The organism is Rhodococcus sp. 14-2496-1d, from assembly GCF_002259365.1.
In the GTDB taxonomy this organism is placed as follows: Bacteria; Actinomycetota; Actinomycetes; order Mycobacteriales; family Mycobacteriaceae; genus Rhodococcoides.
Window position 1 is genome coordinate 406,519 of sequence record NZ_NPFV01000029.1, and the last position, 25,858, is coordinate 432,376.

The 25,858-nt window shown below is 65.6% G+C and carries 28 protein-coding genes; 15 read left to right on the forward strand and 13 right to left on the reverse strand.

What is annotated here, in order from left to right:
• Positions 1–2: 2 nt before the first annotated feature.
• The 4 genes from sigJ (at position 3) to CH296_RS23250 (ending at position 3,612) form a co-directional block, all read left to right on the forward strand.
• Entirely contained in the window at positions 3–977 is a 975-nt protein-coding gene (sigJ, locus tag CH296_RS23235) for an RNA polymerase sigma factor SigJ (RefSeq protein ID WP_094685812.1), read from the forward strand.
• Positions 974–1,720 (forward strand): SDR family oxidoreductase, encoded by a 747-nt coding sequence (locus CH296_RS23240; RefSeq protein ID WP_094685813.1) that lies wholly within the window; start codon positions 974–976, stop codon positions 1,718–1,720. Before sigJ ends, CH296_RS23240 begins: the two co-directional genes overlap by 4 nt.
• A gap of 223 nt (positions 1,721–1,943) precedes the next feature.
• On the forward strand, positions 1,944–3,341 hold the full coding sequence (locus CH296_RS23245) for a sugar porter family MFS transporter (protein WP_094647983.1): 1,398 nt from the start codon (positions 1,944–1,946) through the stop codon (positions 3,339–3,341).
• A 1-nt stretch (position 3,342) separates the two neighbouring features.
• Positions 3,343–3,612 (forward strand): YciI family protein, encoded by a 270-nt coding sequence (locus CH296_RS23250; protein ID WP_032397932.1) that lies wholly within the window; start codon positions 3,343–3,345, stop codon positions 3,610–3,612.
• On the opposite strand, the gene CH296_RS23255 is transcribed toward CH296_RS23250, so the two are convergent.
• Positions 3,582–4,955 carry a glycosyltransferase 87 family protein gene (locus CH296_RS23255; RefSeq protein WP_094685814.1) on the reverse strand — a complete coding sequence of 458 codons (1,374 nt, stop codon included), beginning with the start codon at positions 4,953–4,955 and terminating at the stop codon, positions 3,582–3,584. The two genes, CH296_RS23250 and CH296_RS23255, sit on opposite strands and share 31 nt — an antisense overlap.
• A 172-nt stretch (positions 4,956–5,127) precedes the next feature.
• Between CH296_RS23255 and CH296_RS28635 the strand changes: the two genes are divergently transcribed.
• Positions 5,128–5,310 (forward strand): hypothetical protein, encoded by a 183-nt coding sequence (locus CH296_RS28635; RefSeq protein ID WP_143544573.1) that lies wholly within the window; start codon positions 5,128–5,130, stop codon positions 5,308–5,310.
• Here the strand turns inward: CH296_RS28635 and dxs are convergent.
• Complete coding sequence (dxs, locus tag CH296_RS23260) at positions 5,297–7,177, reverse strand: 1-deoxy-D-xylulose-5-phosphate synthase (protein ID WP_032397931.1); 1,881 nt, start codon at positions 7,175–7,177, stop codon at positions 5,297–5,299. The genes CH296_RS28635 and dxs overlap by 14 nt on opposite strands.
• A 179-nt stretch (positions 7,178–7,356) precedes the next feature.
• Between dxs and glsA the strand changes: the two genes are divergently transcribed.
• Entirely contained in the window at positions 7,357–9,183 is a 1,827-nt protein-coding gene (glsA, locus tag CH296_RS23265) for a glutaminase A (protein WP_094630066.1), read from the forward strand.
• Positions 9,184–9,225: 42 nt separating this feature from the next.
• Here glsA and CH296_RS23270 read toward each other — a convergent pair whose 3' ends face one another.
• Together CH296_RS23270 and CH296_RS23275 are read right to left on the reverse strand one after the other, a co-directional pair.
• Positions 9,226–9,984: an anti-sigma factor gene (locus tag CH296_RS23270; RefSeq protein ID WP_032397929.1), complete on the reverse strand. Its 759-nt coding sequence runs from the start codon at positions 9,982–9,984 to the stop codon at positions 9,226–9,228.
• Positions 9,981–10,736 (reverse strand): sigma-70 family RNA polymerase sigma factor, encoded by a 756-nt coding sequence (locus CH296_RS23275; RefSeq protein WP_032397928.1) that lies wholly within the window; start codon positions 10,734–10,736, stop codon positions 9,981–9,983. The genes CH296_RS23270 and CH296_RS23275 overlap by 4 nt, the downstream gene beginning before the upstream one ends.
• A 180-nt stretch (positions 10,737–10,916) precedes the next feature.
• Here CH296_RS23275 and CH296_RS23280 point away from each other — a divergent pair, with 180 nt between their 5' ends.
• Complete coding sequence (locus CH296_RS23280) at positions 10,917–11,885, forward strand: ATP-binding cassette domain-containing protein (RefSeq protein ID WP_094685815.1); 969 nt, start codon at positions 10,917–10,919, stop codon at positions 11,883–11,885.
• Positions 11,882–12,721, forward strand: a complete 840-nt coding sequence (locus CH296_RS23285) for an ABC transporter permease (protein ID WP_032397926.1) — start codon at positions 11,882–11,884, stop codon at positions 12,719–12,721. The genes CH296_RS23280 and CH296_RS23285 overlap by 4 nt, the downstream gene beginning before the upstream one ends.
• A 24-nt stretch (positions 12,722–12,745) precedes the next feature.
• On the opposite strand, the gene CH296_RS23290 is transcribed toward CH296_RS23285, so the two are convergent.
• Positions 12,746–13,267 carry a CGNR zinc finger domain-containing protein gene (locus tag CH296_RS23290; protein WP_032397925.1) on the reverse strand — a complete coding sequence of 174 codons (522 nt, stop codon included), beginning with the start codon at positions 13,265–13,267 and terminating at the stop codon, positions 12,746–12,748.
• 25 nt (positions 13,268–13,292) lie between these two features.
• Here CH296_RS23290 and CH296_RS29075 point away from each other — a divergent pair, with 25 nt between their 5' ends.
• On the forward strand, positions 13,293–13,454 hold the full coding sequence (locus CH296_RS29075) for a hypothetical protein (protein ID WP_176459288.1): 162 nt from the start codon (positions 13,293–13,295) through the stop codon (positions 13,452–13,454).
• A 16-nt stretch (positions 13,455–13,470) separates the two neighbouring features.
• Here the strand turns inward: CH296_RS29075 and CH296_RS23295 are convergent, their stop codons facing one another.
• A complete protein-coding gene (locus CH296_RS23295; protein ID WP_094657075.1) occupies positions 13,471–14,742 on the reverse strand; it encodes a class I SAM-dependent RNA methyltransferase in 1,272 nt (423 codons plus the stop codon).
• A complete protein-coding gene (locus tag CH296_RS23300) occupies positions 14,739–16,736 on the reverse strand; it encodes an APC family permease (protein WP_045199809.1) in 1,998 nt (665 codons plus the stop codon). The genes CH296_RS23295 and CH296_RS23300 overlap by 4 nt, the downstream gene beginning before the upstream one ends.
• A gap of 176 nt (positions 16,737–16,912) precedes the next feature.
• On the opposite strand from CH296_RS23300, the gene CH296_RS23305 reads away from it, so the two are divergent.
• Entirely contained in the window at positions 16,913–17,578 is a 666-nt protein-coding gene (locus CH296_RS23305) for a TrkA family potassium uptake protein (protein WP_176459289.1), read from the forward strand.
• A gap of 49 nt (positions 17,579–17,627) precedes the next feature.
• The gene (locus CH296_RS23310) at positions 17,628–18,287 is read left to right on the forward strand and encodes a TrkA family potassium uptake protein (RefSeq protein WP_094685816.1); all 660 of its coding nucleotides are present in this window, start codon (positions 17,628–17,630) and stop codon (positions 18,285–18,287) included.
• Here CH296_RS23310 and CH296_RS23315 read toward each other — a convergent pair.
• Entirely contained in the window at positions 18,261–18,911 is a 651-nt protein-coding gene (locus CH296_RS23315) for a DUF3159 domain-containing protein (RefSeq protein WP_256980574.1), read from the reverse strand. The genes CH296_RS23310 and CH296_RS23315 overlap by 27 nt on opposite strands.
• Before the next feature lie 109 nt (positions 18,912–19,020).
• Positions 19,021–19,398, reverse strand: coding sequence for an OB-fold nucleic acid binding domain-containing protein (locus CH296_RS23320; RefSeq protein ID WP_032397922.1), 378 nt, complete (start codon positions 19,396–19,398; stop codon positions 19,021–19,023).
• A 121-nt stretch (positions 19,399–19,519) separates the two neighbouring features.
• Between CH296_RS23320 and CH296_RS23325 the strand changes: the two genes are divergently transcribed.
• Complete coding sequence (locus tag CH296_RS23325; protein ID WP_254924113.1) at positions 19,520–20,242, forward strand: alpha/beta fold hydrolase; 723 nt, start codon at positions 19,520–19,522, stop codon at positions 20,240–20,242.
• Here the strand turns inward: CH296_RS23325 and CH296_RS23330 are convergent.
• Entirely contained in the window at positions 20,224–21,066 is an 843-nt protein-coding gene (locus CH296_RS23330; protein ID WP_045195399.1) for a DUF3710 domain-containing protein, read from the reverse strand. The two genes, CH296_RS23325 and CH296_RS23330, sit on opposite strands and share 19 nt — an antisense overlap.
• Positions 21,067–21,130: 64 nt before the next feature.
• The gene (dut, locus tag CH296_RS23335) at positions 21,131–21,583 is read right to left on the reverse strand and encodes a dUTP diphosphatase (protein WP_032398419.1); all 453 of its coding nucleotides are present in this window, start codon (positions 21,581–21,583) and stop codon (positions 21,131–21,133) included.
• A 220-nt stretch (positions 21,584–21,803) separates the two neighbouring features.
• Between dut and CH296_RS23340 the strand changes: the two genes are divergently transcribed.
• Positions 21,804–22,268: a DUF3093 domain-containing protein gene (locus CH296_RS23340; protein ID WP_094685948.1), complete on the forward strand. Its 465-nt coding sequence runs from the start codon at positions 21,804–21,806 to the stop codon at positions 22,266–22,268.
• A gap of 72 nt (positions 22,269–22,340) precedes the next feature.
• Here the strand turns inward: CH296_RS23340 and CH296_RS23345 are convergent, their stop codons facing one another.
• Positions 22,341–22,643, reverse strand: coding sequence for a DUF4193 domain-containing protein (locus tag CH296_RS23345; RefSeq protein ID WP_027496891.1), 303 nt, complete (start codon positions 22,641–22,643; stop codon positions 22,341–22,343).
• Between the two features lie 545 nt (positions 22,644–23,188).
• On the opposite strand from CH296_RS23345, the gene cei reads away from it, so the two are divergent.
• Positions 23,189–23,869 carry an envelope integrity protein Cei gene (gene cei, locus CH296_RS23350; protein ID WP_094648030.1) on the forward strand — a complete coding sequence of 227 codons (681 nt, stop codon included), beginning with the start codon at positions 23,189–23,191 and terminating at the stop codon, positions 23,867–23,869.
• A 15-nt stretch (positions 23,870–23,884) separates the two neighbouring features.
• On the opposite strand, the gene CH296_RS23355 is transcribed toward cei, so the two are convergent.
• Complete coding sequence (locus CH296_RS23355) at positions 23,885–24,772, reverse strand: inositol monophosphatase family protein (RefSeq protein ID WP_373453534.1); 888 nt, start codon at positions 24,770–24,772, stop codon at positions 23,885–23,887.
• A 187-nt stretch (positions 24,773–24,959) separates the two neighbouring features.
• Between CH296_RS23355 and ppgK the strand changes: the two genes are divergently transcribed.
• On the forward strand, positions 24,960–25,781 hold the full coding sequence (gene ppgK, locus CH296_RS23360; RefSeq protein ID WP_052050332.1) for a polyphosphate--glucose phosphotransferase: 822 nt from the start codon (positions 24,960–24,962) through the stop codon (positions 25,779–25,781).
• The last annotated feature ends 77 nt before the right edge of the window (positions 25,782–25,858 follow it).

Here is a 25,858-nt window from a genome sequence, read left to right on the forward strand (position 1 = left end):
CGATGAACAACGAACGCGGTCGACTGATCGGGATCGCCTACCGGATGCTCGGCTCCTACAGCGACGCCGAGGACGCCGCATCCGAGGCTCTCGTTCGCTGGTACCGGCTCACCGACGCCGAACGTGACGCCATCGACGTTCCAGCGGCGTGGCTGACCCGCGTCGTGAGCCGCATCTGCCTCGACGTTCTCGGCTCTGCTCGCGCTCGCCGCGAGAACTACATCGGGCAGTGGCTGCCGGAACCCGTCTACGGCCTCGACTCCGAGACTCCTGCCGCCGCGGACCCCGCCGACCGAGTTGCGCAGCAAGAATCGGTGACGCTGGCACTTCTCGTGGTGCTCGAATCGCTCGGTCCGGCGCAACGAGTCGCATTCGTACTGCACGACGCGTTCGCCGTACCGTTCGACGAGATCGCGACCGTTCTCGATCGATCCGCGGCTGCCTGCCGTCAACTCGCCTCTGCTGCACGAACTCACGTCCATTCCCGTCGCCGCTCCGTTGCCGACCCCATCGAGCACGACCGTGTGGTGCGGGCTTTCGCGTCGGCCTCCGCAAGCGGGGACATCGCATCCCTGATCTCGGTGCTCGCACCCGACGTCACGTTGGTCAGCGACGGCGGCGGCCATGTATCCGCGGCCCGCAATGCCATCCTCGGATCCGATCGAGTCGCTCGCTTCGTTCGCGGCATCACTGCCAAGTCGATCGATCTCGACTGGTCGATAGAACCCGTCAACGGCCTGTCGGGCATCGTGATGCGGCGCGACGGCGCGGTGTTCGGGGTGATCGGGTTCGACGTCATCGGGTTCGACACCGCCGACTGCATGGTCGCGAGCGTGTGGATCGTGCTCAATCCGGACAAACTCCGGCACTGGGTCGATACACACGACAGACATTCGCCTCGGCTGCGTCGTCAGAGAGTGGAGGGCCGCGCAGTGCGGTCCGCATCATCACTCGAGAATCAGGTGGAAACGCGATGAAGCTAGCCGTAGCCGGTGGAACCGGAACCGTGGGAGTGCACGTCGTCGAGGTTGCTCGGGAACGCGGACACGAGGTGGTAGTCCTGTCGCGGTCTGCCGGTGTGGATCTCGTCTCCGGATCGGGACTGCCCGACGCCCTGTCCGGCGTCGACGCGGTGATCGACGTCGCCTCGACGCAGACGATCTCGGCGAAGGAATCGACGGCGTTCTTCGCTGCCGTCACCCGTAACCTGCTGACGGCGGAAGGCGCGGCCGGAATAGGGCACCACGTGGCGTTGTCGGTCGTGGGGATAGACAAAGCCCCGTACGCGTACTACGCCGGAAAGGTGAAGCAGGAGCGCCTCGTTCGCGCTGGAGCCGTACCGTGGACGATCCTGCGAGCTACTCAGTTCCACGAGTTCGCCGCGCAGATCCGGTCGCAGACCTCGTTCGGTCCACTGACGGTCGTCCCGAGGATGGTCTCGCAACCGATCGCAGCCCGCGAGGTCGCCGAGCGACTGATCGACCTGGCGGAGCGGCCACCAGCAGGCCGAGTCGCCGATCTCGGTGGACCACGTGAAGAGCGCATGGCGAAGATGGTGCGGCGCTACGCACGAGCAATCGGTGCGCGCGGCCCGGTGCTCGAGGTGCCGCTTCCCGGCGCGTACGGCCGCGCGATGCGAGACGGAACGCTGGTCACCACACAGGATTCGGATCACGGTCTACAGACCTTCGATCAGTGGTCGGACGCCCAGGCGCGTTGAGTCGCATCTCGCCGAACTCGAAGTTGTGGACGATATTCCGGCCTTTTTCGTCCACAACTTCGAGCTCGACCGGTGGAATATCGGACAATTCGCCGTTTTCGGCGAGCCGTTTTCCACCCGCCGCGAATGCCGTGTCGATTTCGCTCCCATTGCGTCGGTGCGAGGACGATGATGGCGATCGACCACCAAGGACGCTGGTTCACCTCGAAAGCTGGGTCACGTGATGACGCAATCCACCGATCGGCACACTGCCAAAGTCATCGGAGTCACCGTTGCCGCCGCTGTCGGCGGCTTCTTGTTCGGGTTCGATTCCTCCGTTGTCAACGGCGCAGTGGACTCCATTCAGGAGAACTTCGCCCTGTCGTCGTTCGTCACCGGCTTCGCCGTCGCCATCGCACTTCTCGGTTGTGCGGTCGGTGCCTGGTTCGCCGGCCGTCTCGCCGACACCTGGGGCCGGAAAAAGGTGATGCTGCTCGGTTCCGCGCTGTTCACCATCTCGTCGCTGGGGTCCGGGTTCGCGTTCAGCGTCCCGGATCTCATGCTCTGGCGTGTACTCGGCGGCCTTGGTATCGGCATCGCCTCGGTGATCGCGCCCGCGTACATCTCGGAGATTGCCCCGGCCCGCTACCGGGGTGGTTTGGCCTCGCTGCAACAGCTGGCGATCACCGTCGGAATCTTCGCCGCGCTGCTGTCGGACGCGGTGCTGCAGAACGCCGCGGGCGGACCGTCGAACGACCTGTGGTTCGGACTCGAAGCCTGGCGGTGGATGTTCTTGGTCGGCGTCGCACCGGCCCTCGTCTACGGCTTTCTCGCCACTCTGATTCCGGAGTCGCCCAGATATCTCGTCGGAAAGCACCTCGACGAAGAAGCGGCCCGCATTCTGGGAGACATCACCGGGGAAGTGGACCCGAACGAGAGGGTCAAGGAAATCCGGTTGACCCTGCGCCGGGAATCCAAGTCCTCGTTCGCCGATATCCGTGGACCGAAGTTCGGTCTGCAACCGATCGTCTGGGTCGGCATCACCATGGCGATTCTGCAGCAGTTCGTGGGAATCAACGCGATCTTCTATTACTCGACAACGTTGTGGAAGTCCGTCGGTTTCAGCGAGAATCAGTCGTTCGTCACCTCGGTGATCACCTCGGTCATCAATGTCTCGATGACATTCGTCGCCATCTTGTTCGTCGACCGATTCGGCCGACGAAATCTGCTCATGATCGGCTCGATCGGGATGTTCGTCGGTCTCGTACTGGCGGCCATCTCGTTCACTCAGGCCGTGGGCAGCGGCGACCAACTCGAATTGCCGTCGCCGTGGGGCCCGGTTGCTCTCGTCGGAGCCAACCTGTTCGTGGTCTTCTTCGCCGCGACCTGGGGTCCGATCATGTGGGTGATGCTCGGCGAGATGTTCCCCAACCGAATGCGCGCCGTCGCCCTCGGTATCAGTACCGCCGCGAACTGGATCGCCAACTTCGCCATCACACTGGCATTTCCGCCGTTGTCCGACACCATCGGACTCGGATTCATCTACTCGTTCTTCGCGTTCTTCGCGATCCTGTCTTTCTTCTTCGTCAAGTACAAGATCAAGGAGACCAAGGGAATGGAGCTCGAGGACATGGAGATCTGACATGCCGATGTTCGTCGTCCAATACACCTACACCCCCGAAACGTCCTCCGGGCGTGACGATCACCGAACCGATCACCGCGCGTGGCTGCGCGAACTCGAGCGCCGCAAGATCCTCCGATCGTCGAGCCCACTCGCCGATCACAGCGGTGCCACGATGATCGTCGAAGGCACCGACAAGGCAAGTGTGGAGCGAATGTTCGCACACGATCCCTTCGCCCTGGCCCATCTGATCGATCGCGTTCAGATCGAAGAACGTGTGGCCGGGACGTAGCAGGCCGTCGAGTCCTTGCGCAGTCCTACGGCCACCACCGCCAGAACGATCACGTAGACAACGCAATACGCGTTCCGTAGTCCGGCGTCGACGATCGGCGATACGGACTGCATGAACGTGCCGATCACCACAACATCGGCCTGTGTGCGATACCAGGCCACGAAAGGTGCAGTGGCGGCGAGCACTCCGAGGACACGCAGCGTGCGGCCGCGCCCGCTCGTTCGCGAACTCGTACACGCGTCGAGTCCGATCACCAGCAGCGGAACACACCACACCCAATGGTGGCCCCAGGAGAACGGCGAGACCATCGGGGCCGTGAGACCACACACCGTCATGGCCAGCAGTGTTCTACCCGCACGGTGAGCTCGGTACGACACCCACATCCCCGCAGCGAGGACGACCGCCGCGGCCGGCAACCACACGATCACCGGCGGGTGCTCGGTTCCCCACGCCCGCGCCACCATTCCCCGAACCGACTGATTCGCGGGAGACGTGGTCGACCCCACTCGGTCCGAGGCGAGGATCGCCGAGGTCCAATAGCGCCACGCGTCGGAGGACACGACCACGAACCCGATCACCACCGTGACCAGACCGGTGCCGGCCGCCGTCCATGCCGCTCGCCACTGCCGCTGCACGATCGACATGACGATGAAGAGGCCGGGCGTCAGCTTCAGACCGGCCGCGATTCCGACGCCGACCCCCCGAAGCCGACTGCCCTCGGGCCGGCCGAGATCCCACAGCACCAACACGAGCAACAGCAGGTTGATCTGACCCAACCACAGCGACATGCGCACCGGCTCGAGCCACGAGCAGCCCAGTGCCAGAGCAGCACTTACCACTCTGGTCCGTGTGCAGTTCTCGTATCCGAGTCGTCGCCAACTCAGATGGACGACGACGTAGAGCAATACGACATTGGATATGTTCACCAGCAATCCGGCCGCGGTGTCGGACAGCAACCCCAGCGGAGCGAACAGCACAGCAGCGAACGGCGGATACGTGAACGGCAGTGTGCCGAACAGCGAGAACGAGTACAGCTCTTCGCTACTGAGCACGGTTGCACCGCCGTGTCGGTAGACGAGCGCGTCGACACCGTTGCCGAACAATCCGTACAAGGAGTCGAACGACAGCAGACGATCGTGTGCGGCGAACGCCACCACACCGATCACCGCCGTCATCGCCACGAACCACCGCGAATGCCGTCGCCCGGTCCCGTCGTTCCGGGAATCCGGTGCCGGTGTTCCATCCACGGATTCCATGGCCGCCCAGTCGGGGTCACCGTTGCGTGGAGTCGGATCGATTTCGCTGTCCGAGACGCCGGTTCTACCGTCGAAGACGAGGGTCATGAGCGAAACATGCCAGTCGTCCCGGTTTCGGCATCTACGACACACCAGTCACACAGGTCACATATTCGCAAAGAAAAACATCGAAGCCCGGAGACGACGCCGACGAACCTGCGGGCCGCAACGGCACGCGACGGTGCATTGCCGAGTTCGATTGCTCGGACTGTCGGCTACGGTGCCGGCATCCCGCGGGCCTTCGGTGTGCTGCGTCGTGCACTGGGCGACGCAACGGTGGGAACCGTCGGTTCTGTTCCTCCTCGTGATGACGGCTCCGAGAGCAGTCGCGGGCGCGGTGGCCGGACGACGCGCGTTCTACGGCGTCGACGTCCGGCGAGAGACCGTCGTCAGAGGCTCTTGACCCAGTGCGACACGCGCTGCACGACGTCCTCGCAGGTGAGGCCGAGTTCGTGGTGCAGCTGATCGCGCGATGCGTGGTCCAGGAATCGTTGTGGCACACCGAGATCGCGGCACGGGGTATCGACGCCTGCGCCACGCAGAGCCGCAGACAGTGTCGAACCGATGCCACCGTGCAGGCCACTGTCCTCGAGGGTGACCACGAGCCGGTAATCCTCGGCCAGCTTCAACAGCGACTGCGGGATCGGCAGCACCCACCTTGGGTCGACCACGGCAGCGGAGATGCCGTCGTGCTGCAGCTTCTCGGCTGCATCCATGGCCATCTGCCCGAACACTCCGACGGCCACGATCAGCACATCGCCCGTGGCACCGGACGGCTCGGTCAGCACGTCGACGATTCCGTCCAGTCTGCGCGTCGCGGGCACGGTTTCGGTCACCGCGCCCTTCGGGAAGCGCAGGGCAGTGGGTCCGTCGGACGTTGCGATGGCCTCTGCCAGTTCTTCTCGCAGGGTCTCGGCATCTCGCGGTGCCGCCACCTTCATACCGGGGACGATGCCGAGCAGAGACATGTCCCACATGCCGTTGTGGCTGGCACCGTCGGCCCCGGTGACACCGGCACGGTCCAGCACCACCGTGACCGGCAGTCCGAGCAACGCCACGTCCATCAGCAACTGATCGAACGCGCGATTGAGGAAGGTGGAGTAGATGGCGACCACGGGATGCATTCCGCCCAGCGCGAGCCCGGCCGCCGACGTCATCGCGTGCTGCTCGGCGATCCCGACGTCGAACAACCGATCGGGGAAGCGAACCCCGAACGCGGCGAGACCGGTGGGCGCGGCCATCGCTGCGGTGATCGCTACGACGTCCTCGTTCTGCTCGCCCTGCTCGATCAGTGCCGCAGAGAACACCGAGGTCCAGTCCGGAGCCGACTTGGACCGCGCCAGCCCCGTCAACGGATCGATGATCCCGGTGGCGTGCATCTGATCTGCGACGTCGTTCTCGGCGTGAACGTAGCCCATACCTTTGCGCGTCACCGCGTGGACGATGACCGGACCGCCGTATGCCTTGGCTCGGCGCAGCGCGGATTCCATTGCATGCTGGTCGTGACCGTCGACCGGACCCAGGTACTTGATGCCGAGATCGGTGAACATGACCTGCGGGCTGATGGCGTCCTTCACCCCGGCCTTCATACCGTGCAACATGGCGTAGGCAGTGGGACCGACGATCGGAATGCGACGAACGATGCGGCGACCGTTGTCCAGCACCTTCTCGTACCCGGGCTGAAGGCGAAGGGCCGCCAGATGATCGGCCAATCCCCCGATGGTCGGGGCGTACGAGCGACCGTTGTCGTTGACGACGATCACGAGGGATCGATCGCGGCCTGCGGCGATGTTGTTGAGCGCCTCCCAACACATGCCGCCGGTGAGCGCACCGTCACCGACGACAGCGACGACGTGCCGGTCGGTTTCGCCCTTGAGCGCGAAGGCTTTGGCAAGGCCGTCGGCGTAGGAGAGCGAGGCCGACGCGTGCGAGGACTCCACCCAGTCGTGCTCGCTCTCGACCCGTGACGGGTAGCCGGACAGGCCGCCCTGCTTACGGAGCGTGTCGAACAGACCCGTGCGTCCGGTCAGCATCTTGTGCACGTACGCCTGATGACCGGTGTCGAAGATGACCGGATCGTTCGGGGAGTCGAAGATGCGATGAATCGCCAACGTCAGTTCCACGACACCGAGATTGGGACCGAGGTGGCCGCCGGTAGCGGACACCTTCTCGACGAGAAACGCGCGGATCTCGCGAGCCAGTTCGGCCAGCTCCGCACTGCCGAGGTCGCGCAAGTCCTCGGGCGTCTGAATTCGAGCTAGGACACCCAACGAGATCGCTCCCTTCGGCCGGAAAACACAATGGAAATTTCAGTCTACGGAGTGACCGTGCCCTGCTGCTCCGCCCAGCGTCGTGACGCCGACAGTACCGTCGAACGTCGAGGTGCCCTGGGTCAGCCGCCCCTAACCTCGACGCTGCCGAATCGGACATCACACATACAGTGTGGCCCATGAGCAACGTGGTCGATGCCATCCTGCGCCGAGTTCACGAACTGTGCCGTGACGACACGTCCGGGCAGGTGGCGGACTACATCCCCGAACTCGCTGCCGTCACGCCGGACGGATTCGGTATCGCGCTGACGACCACGGACGGTTACGTCTACGAAGTCGGCGACACCGGACTCCCCTTCACGATCCAATCGATCTCCAAGCCGTTCACGTACGCATTGGCGCTGGCCGACCGGGGCCTGGACGTCGTGGCGAGCAAGATCGACATCGAACCGTCAGGGGAACCCTTCAACGAGATCAGCCTCGATCCCGTCACCGAGCGACCACGCAACCCGATGATCAACGCCGGTGCCATCACGTCGGCGTCGCTCATCGCCGGTCGCAGTGCCGAGGATCGATTCGAGCGCATTCGCGCCTCGTACTCGCGGTATGCGGGGAGGTCTCTGACGTTCAACGACGCCGTCTATCGGTCGGAGGCGCGCACCGGCAATCGCAACCGCGCCATCGGGTACATGCTCCGTTCGTTCGACATCATCGACCACGATCCCGATGCTGCCGTCGATCTGTACTTCCGCCAGTGCTCGATCGATGTCACCGCCGCCGACCTCGCCATGATGGCGGCCACCATGGCCAACAACGGCGTCAATCCCCGGACGCGGGAGCGTGCGCTCGCACCGGCCCTCGTCGAACGAGTGCTGTCGGTCATGACGACATGTGGGATGTACGACGGCGCAGGCGACTGGGTCGCGAGGGTCGGCCTGCCGGCCAAGAGCGGAGTCGGGGGCGGGATCCTCGCGGTTCTTCCGGGACAGATGGGCATCGCCGTCTACTCCCCGCGGCTCGACTCGCACGGCAACAGCGTGCGCGGAGTCGCCGCCTGTCGCGAACTCTCGACACGCCTCGAACTGCACTTTCTGCATGTCACTCGTGCGGCGAAGTCCTCGATCCGGCGTCGCTACGTGGTGACCGAGGCTCCGTCGCGCAAGCGGCGTTCCGACACCGAACAGGCCACTCTGGCCGCCGTGGGCGAACGCGCCCGCGTGTACGAACTGCACGGCGATCTGCTGTTCTCCGGTGCCGAGACCGCCGTTCGTGAGATCGGCGACCTGGATCGGGAACTCGATGCGCTCGTCATCGACGTGCGCGGCGTCGACGAGGTCAGTGCGATCGCCCGCACCATGTTCGAGGACCTTCGTCGGGATCTCGCCGAACACGGCTGCGTGGTGGCTCTGGTCGACCCGAGAGCGATCATGGGGCACACGACCTCGAGCCTCGACCCGTCCGATCCGGCCGGTCGGGTGTACTCGAGCCTCGGTTCGGCCGTTCAATGGGCAGAGAACCTGCTGCTGGATCGTCACTGCGCAGGCGCGCGACAGCCGGCCGTCGTCGCTATCGCAGAGCACCCGCTGCTTGCCGGGCTCTCGGCCGAACAGTTCGAGGCGGTGACGCCCTACCTGGAGAAGCGGCACTACGCGCGTGGCGACGTGATCGTTCGTCACGGTGCCCCGGCGGCAGGCCTGTTCCTGATGCTGCGCGGCGAGGTGACCTCGACGGCCGTCGCCGCCGACGGTGGCAAGCACCGCATCACGACTCTCTCCCCCGGCATGAGCTTCGGCGAGATGCCGTTGCTGATGTCGGTGCCCTTCTTGCTCGACATGGTCGCCGAGACACCGGTCGACCTGGTGGTGGTGTCGGTGGAGCACTTCCAGGCACTCACACGCGACGCACCGGAGGTCAAGCTGGCGCTGCTGGAGAACCTCGCCACCGGAGCCTACGGCCAGATGGCAGCGGTGATCAGAACGCTCGGGCGGTTCGACATCGGCATCTGACCGAATGTCGAACCGCCCGAGGCGACTGTTCTCGTGCTGTGGTCAGGCACCCAACGTGAGCATCGTGAGCACCTCGGTGGGCTGGGCCGACCCGCCTGCGGGTTCCAGCGAGAACGCGAAGTTGGTCGAGGAACCGAGACCGTCGACCACCGTTCCGGACTCCGAGGTCAGCTGATCCTCGGTCACGACGCCGGCCGAGCGAGGTGAGCCGTCCACGAACCACATCTGGTACACGCGACCGGGCGGCGGCTGTGGGACTCCGTCGAGATCGACGACGACCGCGTTCTGGGAAAGCGAGTACGACACGGTGGCCGAGCCGCCACCGGGGAACTCCGCCGACACCTGACGTGAGTCGGGCGCGGCCACGATCTGCTCCGCCTGAGACGGCTGCGCATCGTTGCCCATCGTCTGGCTGACGACCACCACTCCGCCGACGGCGACGACCACCGCGGCCGCAGCCGAGACCATCGAGTACCGCCAGGCCTTCGAGCGCTCCCGCCGATGCCGGTGCAGTGGTGTGACGTTCGGTGGCAACTGGTGGACCGTGGGCTCCTGGTCGCTGACGGCGACCCGATCGAGCACCGAGCGACGCAGTCGGTCGGGTGCGGGTGTCGCATCCGCCGCGGCCGCCAGGGCCAGCGTCTCGTGGATCTCGCTCACGAGAATGTCGAACTGGGCTCGCGCGGTGTCGTCGACGCGTAGGCGCTCGGCCTCGATGTCGCGTCGCTCGGCGTCGGTGGTCGCGTGGAGGGCGTAGACCTCCGCGTCGTCGAGTAGTCGCTGCCGTGACGAGTCGCTCATTGCGGGATCACCCCCAGACATGTTTTCAACTTGATCAATCCATCTCGTATGCGCGATTTGATGGTGGGAACCGCGACCCCGAGCCGCTCCGCAACTTCGCGATAGGTGTAACCGCTGTAATAAGCCATTCGTACCGACTCGCTCTGCGTATCGGTCAGAGTTTCGAGACAGGCCACGACGGCCTCGGACTCGAGACGCTGCGTCACCGTCTCGAGTACCTCATCGTGCTCCGGTGTGTGGCTGACTGCGCCGTACGCGGCCTCACGATCGGTACCCGATTGCTCGCTCCGGACACGATCGACCGCGCGACGGTGCGCCAGAGTCATGATCCACGCCAGTGGACTGCCCTGGTTCGGGTCGTAATTGGGTGCCGCCCGCCAGATCTGGAGGAACACCTCCTGCGCTGTCTCCTCGCTGTACCCCGGGTCTCGAAGCACCCGCAGCACCATTCCGTAGACCCGCGACGACGTCGCGTCGTACAGCTCGGCGAACGCCGCCCGGTCGCCTTGGGCAACCGACGCCATCAACCGTCGCAGACGATCGGTTTCGTCGGCACGCAGGTTCTTGAGCTGTGGACTGGGAACAGCGCACACCGCGTCCTGTGCCGCGTAGCTTTCCGAGGCATCGGGCGTCGTCCGGTCACGGCCGGCATTCGACGTTCCCGACGCATCCGACATCGGCGCGCTCATCGGAAGGTCGTCCCAACAGACGGGTTCATGATCGAGTTCATCGATCACGACACTAGTGGTCATATCGCTCTCATATCGAAACCTCCGCGTTTTCCCGCCGCAGTACATATTCGGAACAAACCGACCGGAGGATGGTTCGGGACGAAAATTCGTTTGCGCAGATGTGGACCGCATTTCATCCTTGGTGGAGAATCGGACAATCGCGGGGAATCGGGCGGCGGCCCATCGGAGGAATCGAGAGACATGGCGGCGATCGAGACACACGGTCTGGTCAAACGTTTCGGAACGAACACCGCGGTCGACGGAGTCGACCTCTCCATCCCCTCCGGTGGTGTCTACGGCGTGCTCGGGCCGAACGGGGCAGGGAAGACGACGACCATCCGGATGCTGGCCACGCTGCTTCCGATCGACGGAGGCAGCGCCCGGGTGCTCGGTCACGACGTCGCGAGCGAACCTGAGGCCGTACGCCAGAAAGTCGCTCTGACAGGGCAATTCGCGTCTCTGGACGAGGATCTCACCGGTACGGAGAACCTGGTGCTGCTCGCCCGGTTGCTCGGCTACTCCCGTCCCGCCGCCCGATCACGAGCCGAGCAGCTGCTGACGGCATTCGACATCGCCGATGCCGGACCGCGACAGGTCAAGACGTACTCCGGCGGCATGCGCCGTCGCATCGACATCGCCGCCAGCATCATCGTCACTCCCGAACTGATCTTCCTCGACGAGCCCACCACCGGACTCGACCCTCGCAGCCGAAACCACGTGTGGGAGATCGTCCGCGCCTTGGTCGCAGGCGGGACGACTGTGTTGCTGACCACACAGTATCTGGACGAGGCCGATCAATTGGCCGGGCGTGTCGCAGTCATCGATCGCGGCAAGGTCATCGCCGAGGGAACGACGGGCGAGCTGAAGGCGTCGGTGGGATCGAATTCACTGCACCTGCGAGTTCTCGAGGCGTCCCAGCGGTCGGCCGCCGCAGGGATCCTGCGAGATCTACTCGGCAGCAACGTCACCGAGGACCCGGATCCGTCCACCGTCACCGCACGGTTGAGCAACCCGGCGCAGGCCGCACCGGTCCTGCCTGCACTCGAGACCGCAGGCATCTCGATCGCGTCGTTCACGCTGGGACAGCCGAGCTTGGACGAGGTGTTTCTCGCTCTCACCGGGCACGACGCCGGTGCCACAGGCGAATCCGACCGGGAGGTTGCATCATGACCACCGAAGCCCAGCAGACGGCGCCACAGGCGTCGACGATCATCGATGTACTCGGTGCCGCCGGGCCTCGCCCGCCTCGTCCGTCGTCGTTGTCGACGTCGTTGAGCTTCGGATGGCGAGCGCTGCTCAAGATCAAGCACGTTCCCGAGCAATTGTTCGACGTGACGGCCTTTCCCATCATGTTCACGTTGCTCTTCACGTACCTGTTCGGCGGCGCACTTGCCGGGTCGACCGAGGCGTACATCCAGTTCCTGCTCCCCGGCATTCTCGTGCAGACCGTGGTGATGATCACGATGTACACCGGAGTGACGATGAACAAGGACATCGAGAAGGGCGTCTTCGATCGATTCCGTTCGCTGCCCATCTGGCGGCCGTCGCCGTTGGTCGGTGCCCTGCTCGGCGACGTCGTGCGCTACACGCTGGCTTCGGTGATCGTGCTGATCCTCGGATTGATCCTCGGTTTCCGGCCGCAGGGTGGTCTTGTCGGTGTGGTGGCGTCGATCGCTCTGCTGCTGTTGTTCTCGTTCTGCCTCTCCTGGATCTGGACCATGATCGCGATGATCGTCCGTACCGAGGCTGCGGTGATGGGGGTGTCGATGTTCATCCTGTTTCCGCTCACGTTCGCGAGCAACATCTTCGTCGACCCCAGCACGATGCCCGGTTGGCTGCGCGCGTTCGTCGACGTCAACCCGGTCAGCTTTCTGGTCACGTCGCTGCGTGGACTGATGCAGGGCGATGTCGACACGGGCGGGCTGGGAGTGACGCTGATGCTGTGCGCGGCAATGCTGGCGGTGTTCGGGCCGATCACGATGCGCCTGTACAACCGAAAGTCCTGACGAACGCGCTGCGCTGCGCCTCGATCACGAGGCCGCGCGTGCTCGATGCCTGCGTACCGCGTCGCGATTGGAGCACACCGTTCCGCAGTACCGCTGCCTGCCCGTTCTCGAGGTGTCGGCGAAGGCGAGTGTGCAGTCTGCGGCGGCGCAGCGAGCGAGGCGAGACATCCCGCGTCCGGTCAGATGCAACGCGGTGCCGACGCTCACCAGGGCCCTGATGACCCCGCCGAGTTCGATGTTGGGGTCGCGATAGTGCATGTGCCAGCCGTCGTCGGCATGGTTGGTCAACCGTGGGTAGGCCGACGCCTGTGCCAGTAGAGCATTGAGCTCGTCGGCCCGATCGGTTTCGGTGCTCGCGTCCACCACCCGCGCCCAGTCACGCAGGAACTGGAGGGTGTCGACCAGATCGGCATCCGTGGCGATCCAGTCCGGTACGAGGCCGGCGTCCACGCAGCGTTCGCCCAGCTCGGTCGCCGACGTGGGCGGCGAATTGAGCAGGTCGATACCGAGTTTCACGGCATACTCGCCGTAAGGGTTGATGTGCACAAGACCATTACATCACGATGGACGCATGCACACCGAACACACCACACACACCTGGACCACCCACTCCACCCACGACACGAGCGAGGGGCTCGTCGGATACCAGGGCTGCCGGTGCGGTGCTCAGCGCATCGTGTCCGTTCCCATGCACACCTTCGCCCCGGTCGCCGAAGTTGCACACCGGATCTGATCGGTTGCCGCAGCCCTCACCGACGAACGAAACGACCGATGCACTCGACGTGGCTGGTCGACGGAAAGGCGTCGAAAGCGCGCATGTCGTCGAGCTCGTATCCAGCAGCCCGATACAAGCTCACATCCCGTGCGAACGAGGCCGGATCGCATCCGATGTGCACCACCGAACGCGGAGACCGGACGGCGACGGCATCGACGACGTCCCGTCCTGCTCCCGCGCGAGGTGGATCGAGCACCGCTACCGACACCGGATCGGTCAACGCATCGATCGAGCGCTCGACCCGACCCGGCACGAACGTGACCTGCGGCAGATCCCGCAGCGCCGAACGGCCGTCCTCGGCTGCCCGACGAGAGAACTCGACACTGGTGACCCGGCCGCTCGGACCCACACGATCGGCCAGGGCGGCGGCGAACACCCCGACGCCTCCGTACAGATCCCACGCACCGTCACCCGACGTGGCGTCCGCCCATTCCCGCACCACATCGGTGTACACCTGCGGCGCGCCGCGGTGAGCCTGCCAGAACCCGGTGGCGTCGAGGGTCCATGCCCTGCTCGAGACGTATTCGGTCACCCGACCCGATCCGATCACGGCCTTCTCGGGCCGGGAGCGAGACGACGCTGCCCGACGCGCCGACGCTCCACGACGACCCGGCGATCGGCGTCCGGTGGGCGAGAGTTGCGCCGGCGCGATCTCCACCACATGCCGCTCGCCGTCCCCGTCGAGCACCACCTGCAGCTCGGCACCCGGCCGCCACTGCTGATCCGACAGTCCCACGAACGCGGCAGAATCCATTTGGGGACAGGTGAGTTCGGTGACGATCGAGCTACTGCGATAGCGGTGATAGCCGGGCCTACCGCCGGCATCGACGGCGAGTCGCACTCGGGTTCGCCACCCGGTGCCGTCGCCGGATCCCGGTAGTTCCTCCACCTGCACCTCACGCTCGATTCCGGCGACGCGGCGAAGTTGTTCGGCGACGACGAACGACTTCAGTCGCCGCCCTGCATCGGCAGTGGCGTGGGAGTAGTCGCAGCAGCCCGAGCCGCCCGGTCCGGCAATGGGACAGCGCGCGTCCACTCGGTCCGGCGAGGCCGACAGAATCTCGACGGCATCGGCACGACAGAACGACCCGCCTCGATCTTCGGTCACCTTGGCCAGGACCCGTTCACCGGGCAATCCGTGACGCACGAACATCACCCGGCCGTCGTGGCGGGCCACGCAGAATCCTCCGTGCCCCGGCGCGCCCAGTTCGACCTCCAGCAGCAGCCCGAACCAGCTCTCGCTCACTTGCCCGCCGGAGGCTCGTAGCCGCGACGCGACGCACCGGGCGCATTGCCGAGCACCTCACGCTTGGCCTTCTCGGACGACCGCAGCTGCCACGGCACGCTCGTGACCATCACGCCCGGCTGGAACAGCAGGCGAGACTTCAGTCGCAACGCGCTCTGATTGTGCAGAACCTGCTCCCACCAGTGACCGACCACGTACTCGGGAATGAAGACCGTGACGACGTCCCGAGGCGAGTCGCGGCGAACCCGTTTCACGTAGTCCAGGACCGGTTTGGTGACTTCTCGGTAGGGCGACTCGACGACCTTGAGCGGCACCGAGACGTCACTGGCTTCCCACTCCCGAACCAGTGCGCGAGTATCGGCTTCGTCGACGTTGACGGTCACGGCCTCGAGGGTGTCGGGCCTGGTTGCTCGGGCGTACGCCAACGCGCGCAGGGTCGGCATGTGCAGCTTCGAGACCAACACGATCGAGTGTGTGCGGCTGGGCAGAACTCCGTCCCATTCCTCGTTCTCGAGCTCCCGCGCCACGGTGTCGTAATGCTTTCTGATCATGCGCATCAGGACGAAGATCGCCACCATCGCCACGATCGCGATCCACGCGCCGGCGGCGAACTTGGTGATCAACACGATGACCAGCACCGTTCCGGTCATGCCGAGACCGACTCCGTTGACCACCCGTGAGCGGTGCATGCGCCGCCGTTGCTCGGGATCGGTCTCGGTGGCCAACAGCCGCGTCCAGTGCCGAACCATCCCGGTCTGACTGAGGGTGAACGAGACGAACACCCCGACGATGTAGAGCTGAATGAGCTTGGTTACCTCGGCACCGAACGCGACGACGAAGACGATCGCAGCTCCGGACAGAAAAAGGATGCCGTTGCTGAAGGCAAGACGGTCGCCACGAGTGTGCAGCTGCCTCGGCAGGTACCGGTCCTGGGCCAGAACCGAACCGAGAACGGGGAAGCCGTTGAACGCGGTGTTGGCCGCGAGTACCAGGATGAGGGCCGTGACGGTCGTGATGAAGAAGAATCCAGCGGGGAATCCGCTGAACACCGCCTCCGCGAGCTGCGCGATCAACGTCTTCTGCTGGTACCCCTCCGGCGCGCCGACCAGCTGAATATCGGGATCCAGGGCGTACTTGATGCCGATCTTCTGTGCGAGCACGATGATGCCCATCAGCAATGTGATGCCGATGGCTCCGAGCAGCAACAAGGTGGTCGCGGCGTTACGCGACTTCGGCTTCTCGAATGCGGGTACCCCGTTGCTGATGGCCTCCACCCCGGTCAGCGCCGCGCAACCGGAAGAGAAGGCGCGCGCGATGAGGAACGCGAATGCGATGCCGTACAGGTGCGAATCCTCGGCCTTCAGATCGAAGGTTGCCGATTCTGCATGAATGTCGTCGCCGAGAACGTAGACCCGGAACAGGCCGTACGCCAACATCAGGAACATGCCACCCATGAAGGCATACGTCGGGATCGCGAACGCAGCCCCGGACTCGCGGATGCCCCGAAGATTGACGGAGGTGACCAGGACGATGGCCACCACGGCGAACAGCACCTTGTGCTGGGCCACGAACGGAACCGCTGATCCGATGTTCGACGCCGCCGCCGAGATCGACACCGCCACGGTCAACACGTAGTCGACCAACAGTGCGCTGCCGACCGTCAATCCGGCCGCGGGGCCCAGGTTTGTGGTCGCGACCTCGTAGTCGCCGCCGCCGGACGGATAAGCATGCACGTTCTGTCGATAGCTGGCCACGACGACGGCCATCACCACGCAGACGGCGAGACCGATCCACGGGGTGAAGGCGACTGCCGAGATGCCCGCCACCGACAGCACCAGGAAGATCTCTTCCGGTGCATAGGCAACCGACGACATGGCGTCCGAGGCGAACACCGGCAACGCGATCCGCTTGGGAAGCAACGTATGACCGAGCTTGTCACTGCGGAACGGCTTACCGAGCACTAGCCGCTTGGCGGCAGTCGAGACCTTGGACACGCACAGAAGCGTAGGCCGTCCTCCTGCGGACGTCTCAACCACGCGCCCGAAACTGCGTCGGAGCGCACCCTCGGTCGGTACGGTGACCGATCCCCCGATACGTTGGTGCACGCCTGCCGGTCGTGGCAGTGTCGGTCGGCAGTGGTCGACCATCGAGATCGGGACGGAGCTGGGCGTTGTACGTAGTTGTGATGGGATGTGGCCGCGTCGGCGCATCGCTGGCCGGGGCGCTCGAACGCATCGGACACGAGGTCGCGATCATCGACCGCGACGAAACAGCCTTTCTGCGCCTGGACCCCGACTTCGCCGGGCATCGCGTCGTCGGCATGGGTTTCGACCGAGATGTGTTGGTGAGCGCAGGAATCGAGAAGGCCGAGGCCTTCGCGGCCGTGTCGTCCGGCGACAACTCCAACATCATCTCCGCCCGCGTCGCTCGAGAGACGTTCGGCGTCGACAAAGTGGTCGCAAGGATCTACGACGCCAAGCGCGCGGCCGTCTACGAACGCCTCGGCATCCCGACGGTCGCCACCGTCCCCTGGGCCACCGATCGTTTTCTGCACAACCTGTTGCGCGACGACCCCACCACCAAATGGCGCGATCCCTCGGGCAGCGTCGCCGTCGTCCTGCTCGACTTCCACGACGCCTGGATCGGCAAGAAGCTCTCGGTACTCGAGGACGCCACCAACTCGCGGGCCGCGTTCGTCATCCGGTTCGGCAGCGGACTGCTACCGGACAAGCGAACCGTCATCCAGGCCGGCGACGAGGTGTACGTCGCCGCGGTCTCGGGAACCGTCGCCGAAGCCATTGCGCTGGCAGGCAACCCGCCGCCCTCGGACGACTGATGCACGAGCGCACGTTCCCCACCTCCCCCATCGACCCGAACGGGAAGCCATGAAAGTCGCTATCGCCGGAGCCGGCGCAGTCGGCAGATCCATCGCACGCGAGTTGATTCGCAGCGAACACGATGTGATGCTCCTCGAACGCAAACTCGACCACGTCGATCAGGCCGCCATCCCGGAAGCGGAATGGGTGTTGGCCGACGCGTGCGAGTTGAGTCTGCTCGAAGCCGCGAACCTCGAGAATTACGACGTGGTGATCGCTGCCACCGGAGACGACAAGGCCAACCTGGTGCTCAGCCTGCTGGCCAAGACCGAGTTCGGCGTCAACCGCGTGGTGGCCCGGGTCAACGATCCGCGCAACGAATGGCTGTTCGACGCTGCCTGGGGTGTCGATGTCGCCGTGTCCACCCCGCGCATGCTCGCGTCCCTGGTCGAGGAGGCCGTATCGGTGGGCGACCTCGTTCACCTGATGACGTTCCGTAAGGGTCAGGCCAACCTCGTCGAGATCACGCTGCCGGAGAACACTCACCTGGCGGGCAAGCCGGTCCGCAAGCTCCAGTTGCCGAGGGACGCAGCGTTGGTGACGATTCTGCGCGGCGGTCGGGTGATCGTTCCCCAGCACGACGATCCGCTGGAGGGCGGCGACGAACTGCTGTTCGTCGCGGCCAAAGAGGTCGAGAACGAACTACGCGCCGCTGTCGGCCTGATCTGACGGCCGGTCCTGCTTGCGGACTTCGCTCGACGCTGCGTCGAGCGCACGATCGGCCGCACGCACGGCCCAGAGAGTGACCAACAGCGCCACTCCCGTGAGCGGCCAGCCCATGCCGATGCGGGCAACGGCGAGCCAACCCGTCTGGTCGGAGTCGTAGAGCTGGGACTGAACGATGTATCGGGCACCGAACACCGACGCCCAGGCGATCGTGGCCACGTCGTAGTACCGCACGGCCGACCGGTTGCCACGCCACGACGTTCCGTTGCCGTTGAGGTATCCCCAGATGATGCCGACCAACGGCCAGCGCGCGAGCACCGACAGCACGAACGCCGCGCCGTAGGCGAGCGAGGTGTAGATGCCGAACAGGAAGTAGCCCTTGGCATCTCCCGTCCGGTATGCGATGAATGCGCAGATTCCGACCCCGAAGAATCCCGAAATGGCGGGCTGAATCGGGCTACGACGAACCAGCCGCCACACCAACACCGCAGCGGCGACTCCCAGAGCGGACCACAGAGCAGCGGCGAGACCGGCATAGCTGTTCACCGGAACGAAGACGACGACGGGCAAGGTCGAGTAGACGAGCCCGCTCAACCCGCCGAGCTGCTCGAGGACGGTGGGAGCCACCTTCTCGGCGGTCGTCGACGCGTCGGGCGCAGGTTCCGGCGTCGTCGACGGGGGCGGCACGAAATCGTCGCTGTTGGTCACGACAACGAGAGTGCCATACCGGCGACGATCAGCTGTCGTCGCGCAGTTCGTAATAGGGGTTGTAGACGATCTTGCGTCCGTCGCGCTCGCCGACGCGTCCGCGAACGAGCAGAGTCTTGCCGGGCTCGATTCCAGCGATCTTGCGTCGTCCGATCCACAGCAGCGTCACCGTGTCGGTGCCGTCGAAGAACTCGGCCTCGATGTTGGCGTTGGCCGCCTTCGAACAGGCTTCGACGCTGCGCAGTCGACCCAGCATCGTGACTTCTTCACCTCGCGAGCAATCGCACGCCCGCCGAGCCCCGGAGGCTTCGGAGGTTTCGGCCATCTCCTCGGCATCGAGTTGATCGATGTCCTCTGTCAACTTCCGCGTCAGACGGCGAAAGTATCCTGCGGCAGCGGGTGCCATTCTGTGCTCCAGCGGTGTGGGTCGTCCCCTCGTCGGGGTGGTACTTCGCCACTGTAGACCCGAAGTGTCACGCTGACCAACCGTCGTCACAGCGGTGTCGGCAGGCGTGCACAATCGTGTCGTGCACAGCCGATTCCACACCAGCACCGCGGTCGTTCTACCGGGGACGGGGTCCGATGCGCGGTTCGCCGCCGACGCGTTCTCGGCGGCATTCGACAGTGTGGGATTGACCACCGTGGCCGTCGAACCCGACCCGACCGCGGTGGTGGAAAGCTACCTGTCCGCCCTCGACGACGCAGCACATCGCCTCGGACCCGTCGTGGTCGCAGGGATATCCCTCGGGGCGGCCGTCGCGGTTCGCTGGGCTGCCGACAACGCATCGAACACCGCGGCTCTCGCACTCGCGCTGCCTGCGTGGACCGGAGACCCGGCCGGCTCCCCCGCGGCCCTGAGTGCGGAGTTCACCGCGCGATCCCTGCGCGAGCAGGGACTCGACGTCGTCACCGCGGCGATGGCAGCGTCGAGCCCGCCGTGGCTCGCGCACACTCTGCGCAGATCCTGGGCTGCCCAGTGGCCCGCCCTTCCCGGCGCGCTGGACGAGGCGGCTCGCCACCGCAGCCTCGAACTCGACGAGCTCGCTCGGGTAGAGGTACCCGCTGTCGTCGTGGGTGCGGTGGACGATGCAGTCCATCCGATCGAGGTCGCTCGACAGTGGGCTCGGGCACTGCCGAACTGCGAACTGCGCACGGTGACCCTGGACGGCATTGGAAGCGACCCGGGATGCCTCGGCCGAGCGGCCGTCGACGGTCTCGGCGAGCGGTCGGGTCAGCCGCCCAGCTGCTGAATCGCCGATCCCGACGCTCCCCGACGCGGCGCTCGGTCACGCTCGGCAGCGGTCGGCTGCGGAGCCGTTTCCTGTTGCGGCGCTGCAGATTCCGACGTCGGTACCGCAGCCCGAGGCTCCGCGGCCGGTTGCGCCGCGCTCTGCTGAGCTGCCGCCTGCTGCTGTGCGGCTGCCGCGAGCTGCTCGGCCAACACCTGCGGCAACACCACCGGTAGCGGTGTCCGAACGGGGTGCGGTTCGGTACCCCGATCCACCACTGTCTGCCGCAGGATCGTGTGTGCCAGCCGGACGAGCGGTTGGCCCTCGGCCACCGCGCCCGAGGGACCCGCCAGCACGCAGCGAACCATCCAGCGATATCCGTCGACTCCGATGAAGCGCAGGTCTGCGTTGGCCGTGACACCGAGCAGTTCGCGTCCCCACGGACCCGTCTCGACCGTCGTCTCGGCCTTGTCGTTGCGCAGAGACGTCGCCAGATCCGCTGCCACCTCACGCCACTGACCGGGCGATTTCGGTGCCGCGTAGGCCGCGATGGTGATGCGCCCGAACTGCGTGACGATGTGCACTGCCTGCGGGCTGCCTGCCTGCGACATCTCGACCTGGAGTTGCCCGCCCTCCGGCAACGGAATCAGTACCGAACCGAGGTCGAGACGCGTCGCCGCGACCGTCTCGCGATCGTCGTCGAGGTCCCCGAGGTCGTGGGGACCGTCGGCGGCCGTGTTCGCGGCCTCGATATCGTCGTCCTCGTCTTCGACGCTGTCGACGAATGGCTCCGCACCGGGCGCGGAGGCACTGCCGGCGTCGTTCTTCTTACGCCGTCCGAACATGTTCAACTCTCTTCTTCTCGGTTGCTTCCACTGTGCCTGCCCGCGGCGAACGTCGTGGCGGAACTCACTGCTCCAGACTCGCATGGCCACCGGTCGAACCGTGACCACCGGCCCCTCGAACGGTGTCGTCCAACTCGTCGACCTCGACGAAAGTCACCAGCTCGACTCGCTGCACGAGCAGTTGAGCAATACGGTCGCCTCGCTCGAGCTCGATCGGAGTGTGCAGGTCGTGATTGATCAGACAGACCTTGATCTCGCCGCGATATCCGGCATCGATGGTGCCCGGGGTGTTGACCACCGACAGACCCGATTTCGCCGCCAACCCCGATCGCGGATGCACCAGTCCGACGGTTCCGACCGGGAGAGCGATCGCGATTCCGGTCCCCACCAGGACGCGTTCGCCCGGAGCGATGGTCACTGCGGCCGTCGTTCGCAGATCGACTCCCGCATCACCCTCGTGCGCCCGTGTCGGCACCGGAAGCTCCGGATCGAGTCGGCGCACCCGGACCTCGGACAACGGATCGGAGGGCCGGCGCGGGGTGCGGGGTCGGTCGACGGACGGTTCGGTGCCGGTCTCGGTGACTTCGTCGCTCACGTCGAACGAGACTACGCTGGCCGGCTTCGGTCTCGGCGTGGCGACTACCCTGGGACTCGTGACTGCAGATCGACAGGCCGAACACGCGTCGGAGTCCGGCGACTCCACCCCCGACACGGGCTCCACCGCACCCGAGAACTCGGTGCTGTACTCCGAGCGACTGTGGGTACCGATCTGGTGGTGGGGAGCGGGCGCGGCCGTCGCTGTGTTGCTGGCTGCGGAGATCCACATGGGTGCGCCCGGCATCCGTGCCTGGCTGCCCTACGTCGTGTTGCTCCCGCTCATCGCGTGGGCGTTGTTCGCTTTCAGCAGGCTGCGCGTCGAGGTGGTCGCCGGTGCGACCGGTGCCGAGTTACGCGTCGGGTCCGCTCATCTGCCCCTCGATATGGCGTCCAAGGCCGCCGTCGTTCCCGGGACAGCAAAAAGTGCGGCGCTGGGAAGGCAGCTCGATCCGCTGGCCTTCGTGCAGCACCGCACCTGGGTGAAACAGATGGTGATCGTGGTCCTCGACGACCCCGACGATCCGACGCCCTACTGGCTGATCAGCACCAAACGCCCCGAGGAGCTGTTGGCCGTCCTGACCGCGCACGGTGTCGAGGCGCGCTGACCTACCGGTCGCTCGACGGTCGGAGCCGTCGACACAGACCTGACCGAACCGATCAGGTCTGTGCGGAGAAGGTCACGCCGCGCAGTCGCGGCACATCAGAACACCGTTGGCGTCACTGGCCAGACGGCTGCGGTGATGGACCAGGAAGCAGCTCGAGCAGGTGAACTCGTCGGCCTGCTTGGGAACCACCCGGACCGAAAGCTCCTCACCGGACAGATCTGCACCGGGGAGCTCGAAGGACTCCGCGGTGTCGGATTCGTCCACGTCCACCACGGCGGACTGGGCCTCGTTGCGTCGGGCCTTCAATTCTTCGAGCGAGTCCTCCGACACATCGTCGGATTCTGTTCTTCTCGGTGCGTCGTAGTCGGTTGCCATTGTCCTCGTACCCCTCATCTTCGTGCGTGTGTGTGGTGAAAGCTGCCGATGTGGTCGGCTTGTGGCCGTCGGCTGTGAAGAGGGCGCTTGCTCGCTCCCACCGATGTTCGTATCTGTTCGAATCGTTCGTCGTCGCGCGGTGCCCGAAACTACACCGGGTAGTTCCCAGAACTCGCGGGTTGAAACCCGATCGAGACCTCGCTCACCTGATCGATTGGTGCACCGGCGTCCGATTCTTGAAGCACCGCGGCCGCCAGACAATAGCCGAAGCCGGTAGCAAAGCAGAAACCGAACCGCCGACGAGTCCATCACCTGGGTGCACGCCGCATCAACACCGGGATGGGCAGCTTCATTCCACCCTTCACAGAACACTTCTCGGTGCCGGTTTCGGCCTCCGAATCGGCCACCGCGCACTGGATCGAAGGAGGGTACGGCCGAGTGTGCCGCCCTCGCGCACCCCGGCCATCTACAGTAGGCACCGCGTCGGTGTGAACCGACTCTGCGAACCGGTCTCGGCGACTGCCGACGGAAAGGCGAAGATCACTGTGGTTTCTCTGATCACCGAAGGCCATTCGGTCGACGGCAAAGGTCGTCCGTTCCGTCGACGCCGTGCGTTTCCGATCATCGCGGTCTTCACGGTGCTCGCTCTCCTCGGAGTGCTGGTGTGGGTCAAGGTGTTCACCACCGCCGAGGCCACCTCGGCGACCGCCGAGTGCAATGCCCCGACCACAGCCGCCGCGACGGACGGTACCCAGCCGGTACCGCTCGGCGAGGAAGTGGACCCGTCGACCCTGCTCGACGTCGAGCCCGCCGCCCTGTCCGCATCGAAGGTCCGTGTCTTCAACGCGAACGGTGAGCGCGGACAGGCCGCTCACGTGGCCGCCCAGCTCAGCGATTACGGGTTCGCGAGCGCACCGGACGTCCAGGTCGGCAACGATCCGGTCTACGTCGACCAGAACATGCAGTGCCAGGGGCAGATTCGGTTCGGCCCGGCCGGCCTGGCGGCAGCGAGCGCGGTGTCGCTGGTCGCCCCATGCGCCGAACTCATCGAAGATGCCCGCACCGACGACTCGGTCGATCTGGCACTCGGTACTTACTTCAGCGAGATCCAGCCCAACGACGACGCCGAGGAAGTGCTGCGCACTCTGGCCGGGGCCGCACCCGGTACTCCGCCTGCCCCACTCGATGCCGATCTGCTCGCGGCAGCACGCGAATCCCGCTGCTGACGCGCCGACGGCCTGTCAGCCGGGAATCGGATCGAGGGCGCCCGCGCTGCGCAGGACGGCCACGAAGGCGTCCGCGATCCCCGGGGCCGTTGCCACCGTCACCGCACCCTGCGCACTGCTGCTGTTGGCGGCGGGCACCCTGACGATCGCGCCTGCCTCGGCGGCGATCAGCGCACCCGCCGCCCAATCCCACGGACTGAGTCCGTGTTCGAAGTGAGCGTCCACCACTCCGGACGCGACCATGCAGAGATCGAGCGCAGCCGAACCGATCCGGCGTATGTCTCGCACCTGAGGCAGCAGTTCGGCGATGATCGCGCCCTGCACCGCTCGACGCCCTGATCCGTAGCCGAATCCGGTGGCCAACAACGTCATCGACACGTCGGTCACACCGGAACAGCGCAGCTGCTCCTGCGTACCGTCGGCCCTCTCCACCGTCGCCCCACGCCCGAGAGCGGCCGAGTAGACGAGCCCGCGGGCAACATCGATCACGGCCCCGGCAACACTGACACCGTCGATCTGGACCGCGACCGAGACCGCGTACGCCGGAATTCCGTACATGAAGTTGACGGTTCCGTCGATCGGGTCCAGCACCCAGCGCACACCGTCGAGCGAGTCGTCGTCGCTGCCTTCCTCCTCTCCGAGAATCGCATCCTCCGGCCGCAGCCGCGCCAGCATCTCGCGCAGGACGCGCTCGGTCTCGGTGTCCACGACGGTCACCGGATCGGTCGGCGTGCTCTTGGAGTGCACCGCGCCGTCACCCTCGCTCGAATCGCCGCCGAAGACCTCCGGGCGGCGCCGTCCGACATGCTCGGCGGCTCGCGTCGCGACCCGTACGGCGACCTCGCGCAGCGCATCGACCTCGCGCGTGTTCGATCCCTCGGCTGCCACCTGCTCTTCCGGCAATCGTGTACTGGCGGTGTCGGTCTGCGATCGGTCTGGTGTCGGCACGCGTACATCGCAACACACACCGACCTCCGAGCACCACCGCAGCGACCGCCGATGACGTCAGCGTCCCGCGAGCGCCGAAACGCACTATTGTTCGGAGGCGACGGCATCACACGGATTCGATCACGCCAGGAGCGGCATCCTCATGACACAGGCAGGTTCGGACAACACCACCGCTGCGGCAGCGCGCCACGGATTCGGCGTGGACGTGGGCGGCAGCGGCATCAAGGGCGGAATCGTGGACCTGAGCACCGGAGAGCTCGTCGGCGACCGCCACAAGATCGAGACGCCGCAACCGTCGACCCCCGATGCCGTCGCGCGCACCGTCGCCGAGATCGTCGCGCACTTCGAATGGACCGGCCCGGTGGGCGTGACGTTGCCCGCCGTGGTGACCGGCGGTGTCGCTCGCTCGGCCGCCAACATCGACAAGTCCTGGATCGACACCGACGCCCGCGCGTTGTTCGCGAAGGCCATCGGCACCGACAACGTCACCGTGCTCAACGATGCGGATGCGGCCGGAGTGGCCGAGGACAAGTACGGCGGCGGCAAGGGCAAGGACGGAGTCGTCGTGCTGTTGACGTTCGGCACGGGGATCGGTTCGGCCGTCCTGCACAACGGGGTTCTGCTTCCCAACACCGAATTCGGCCACATGGAGATCGACGGCAAGGAAGCCGAGCATCGTGCGGCGTCGTCGGTGAAGGAGAACCAGGGACTGTCCTACAAGGAGTGGGCCAAGGAGGTCTCGAAGGTTCTCGAGACGTTCGAGGCGCTGTTGTGGCCGGATCTGTTCATCGCAGGCGGCGGCATCAGCCGCAAGAGCGAGAAGTGGATTCCGCACCTGACCAATCGCACGCCCGTGGTTCCGGCAACCCTGCTGAACACTGCCGGGATCGTCGGTGCCGCTCTCGCAGCGGACTCCGCCGTACCGTCCGCCGAGACCGGTACGTCCGCGGGATCGGCACACTGACACGCGGGTTGCCACCTGCATAGGGCAAGGGTCGGTAACAAACTCCTGAGAGGTCGTTACAATGGTGTGTGCCGGTA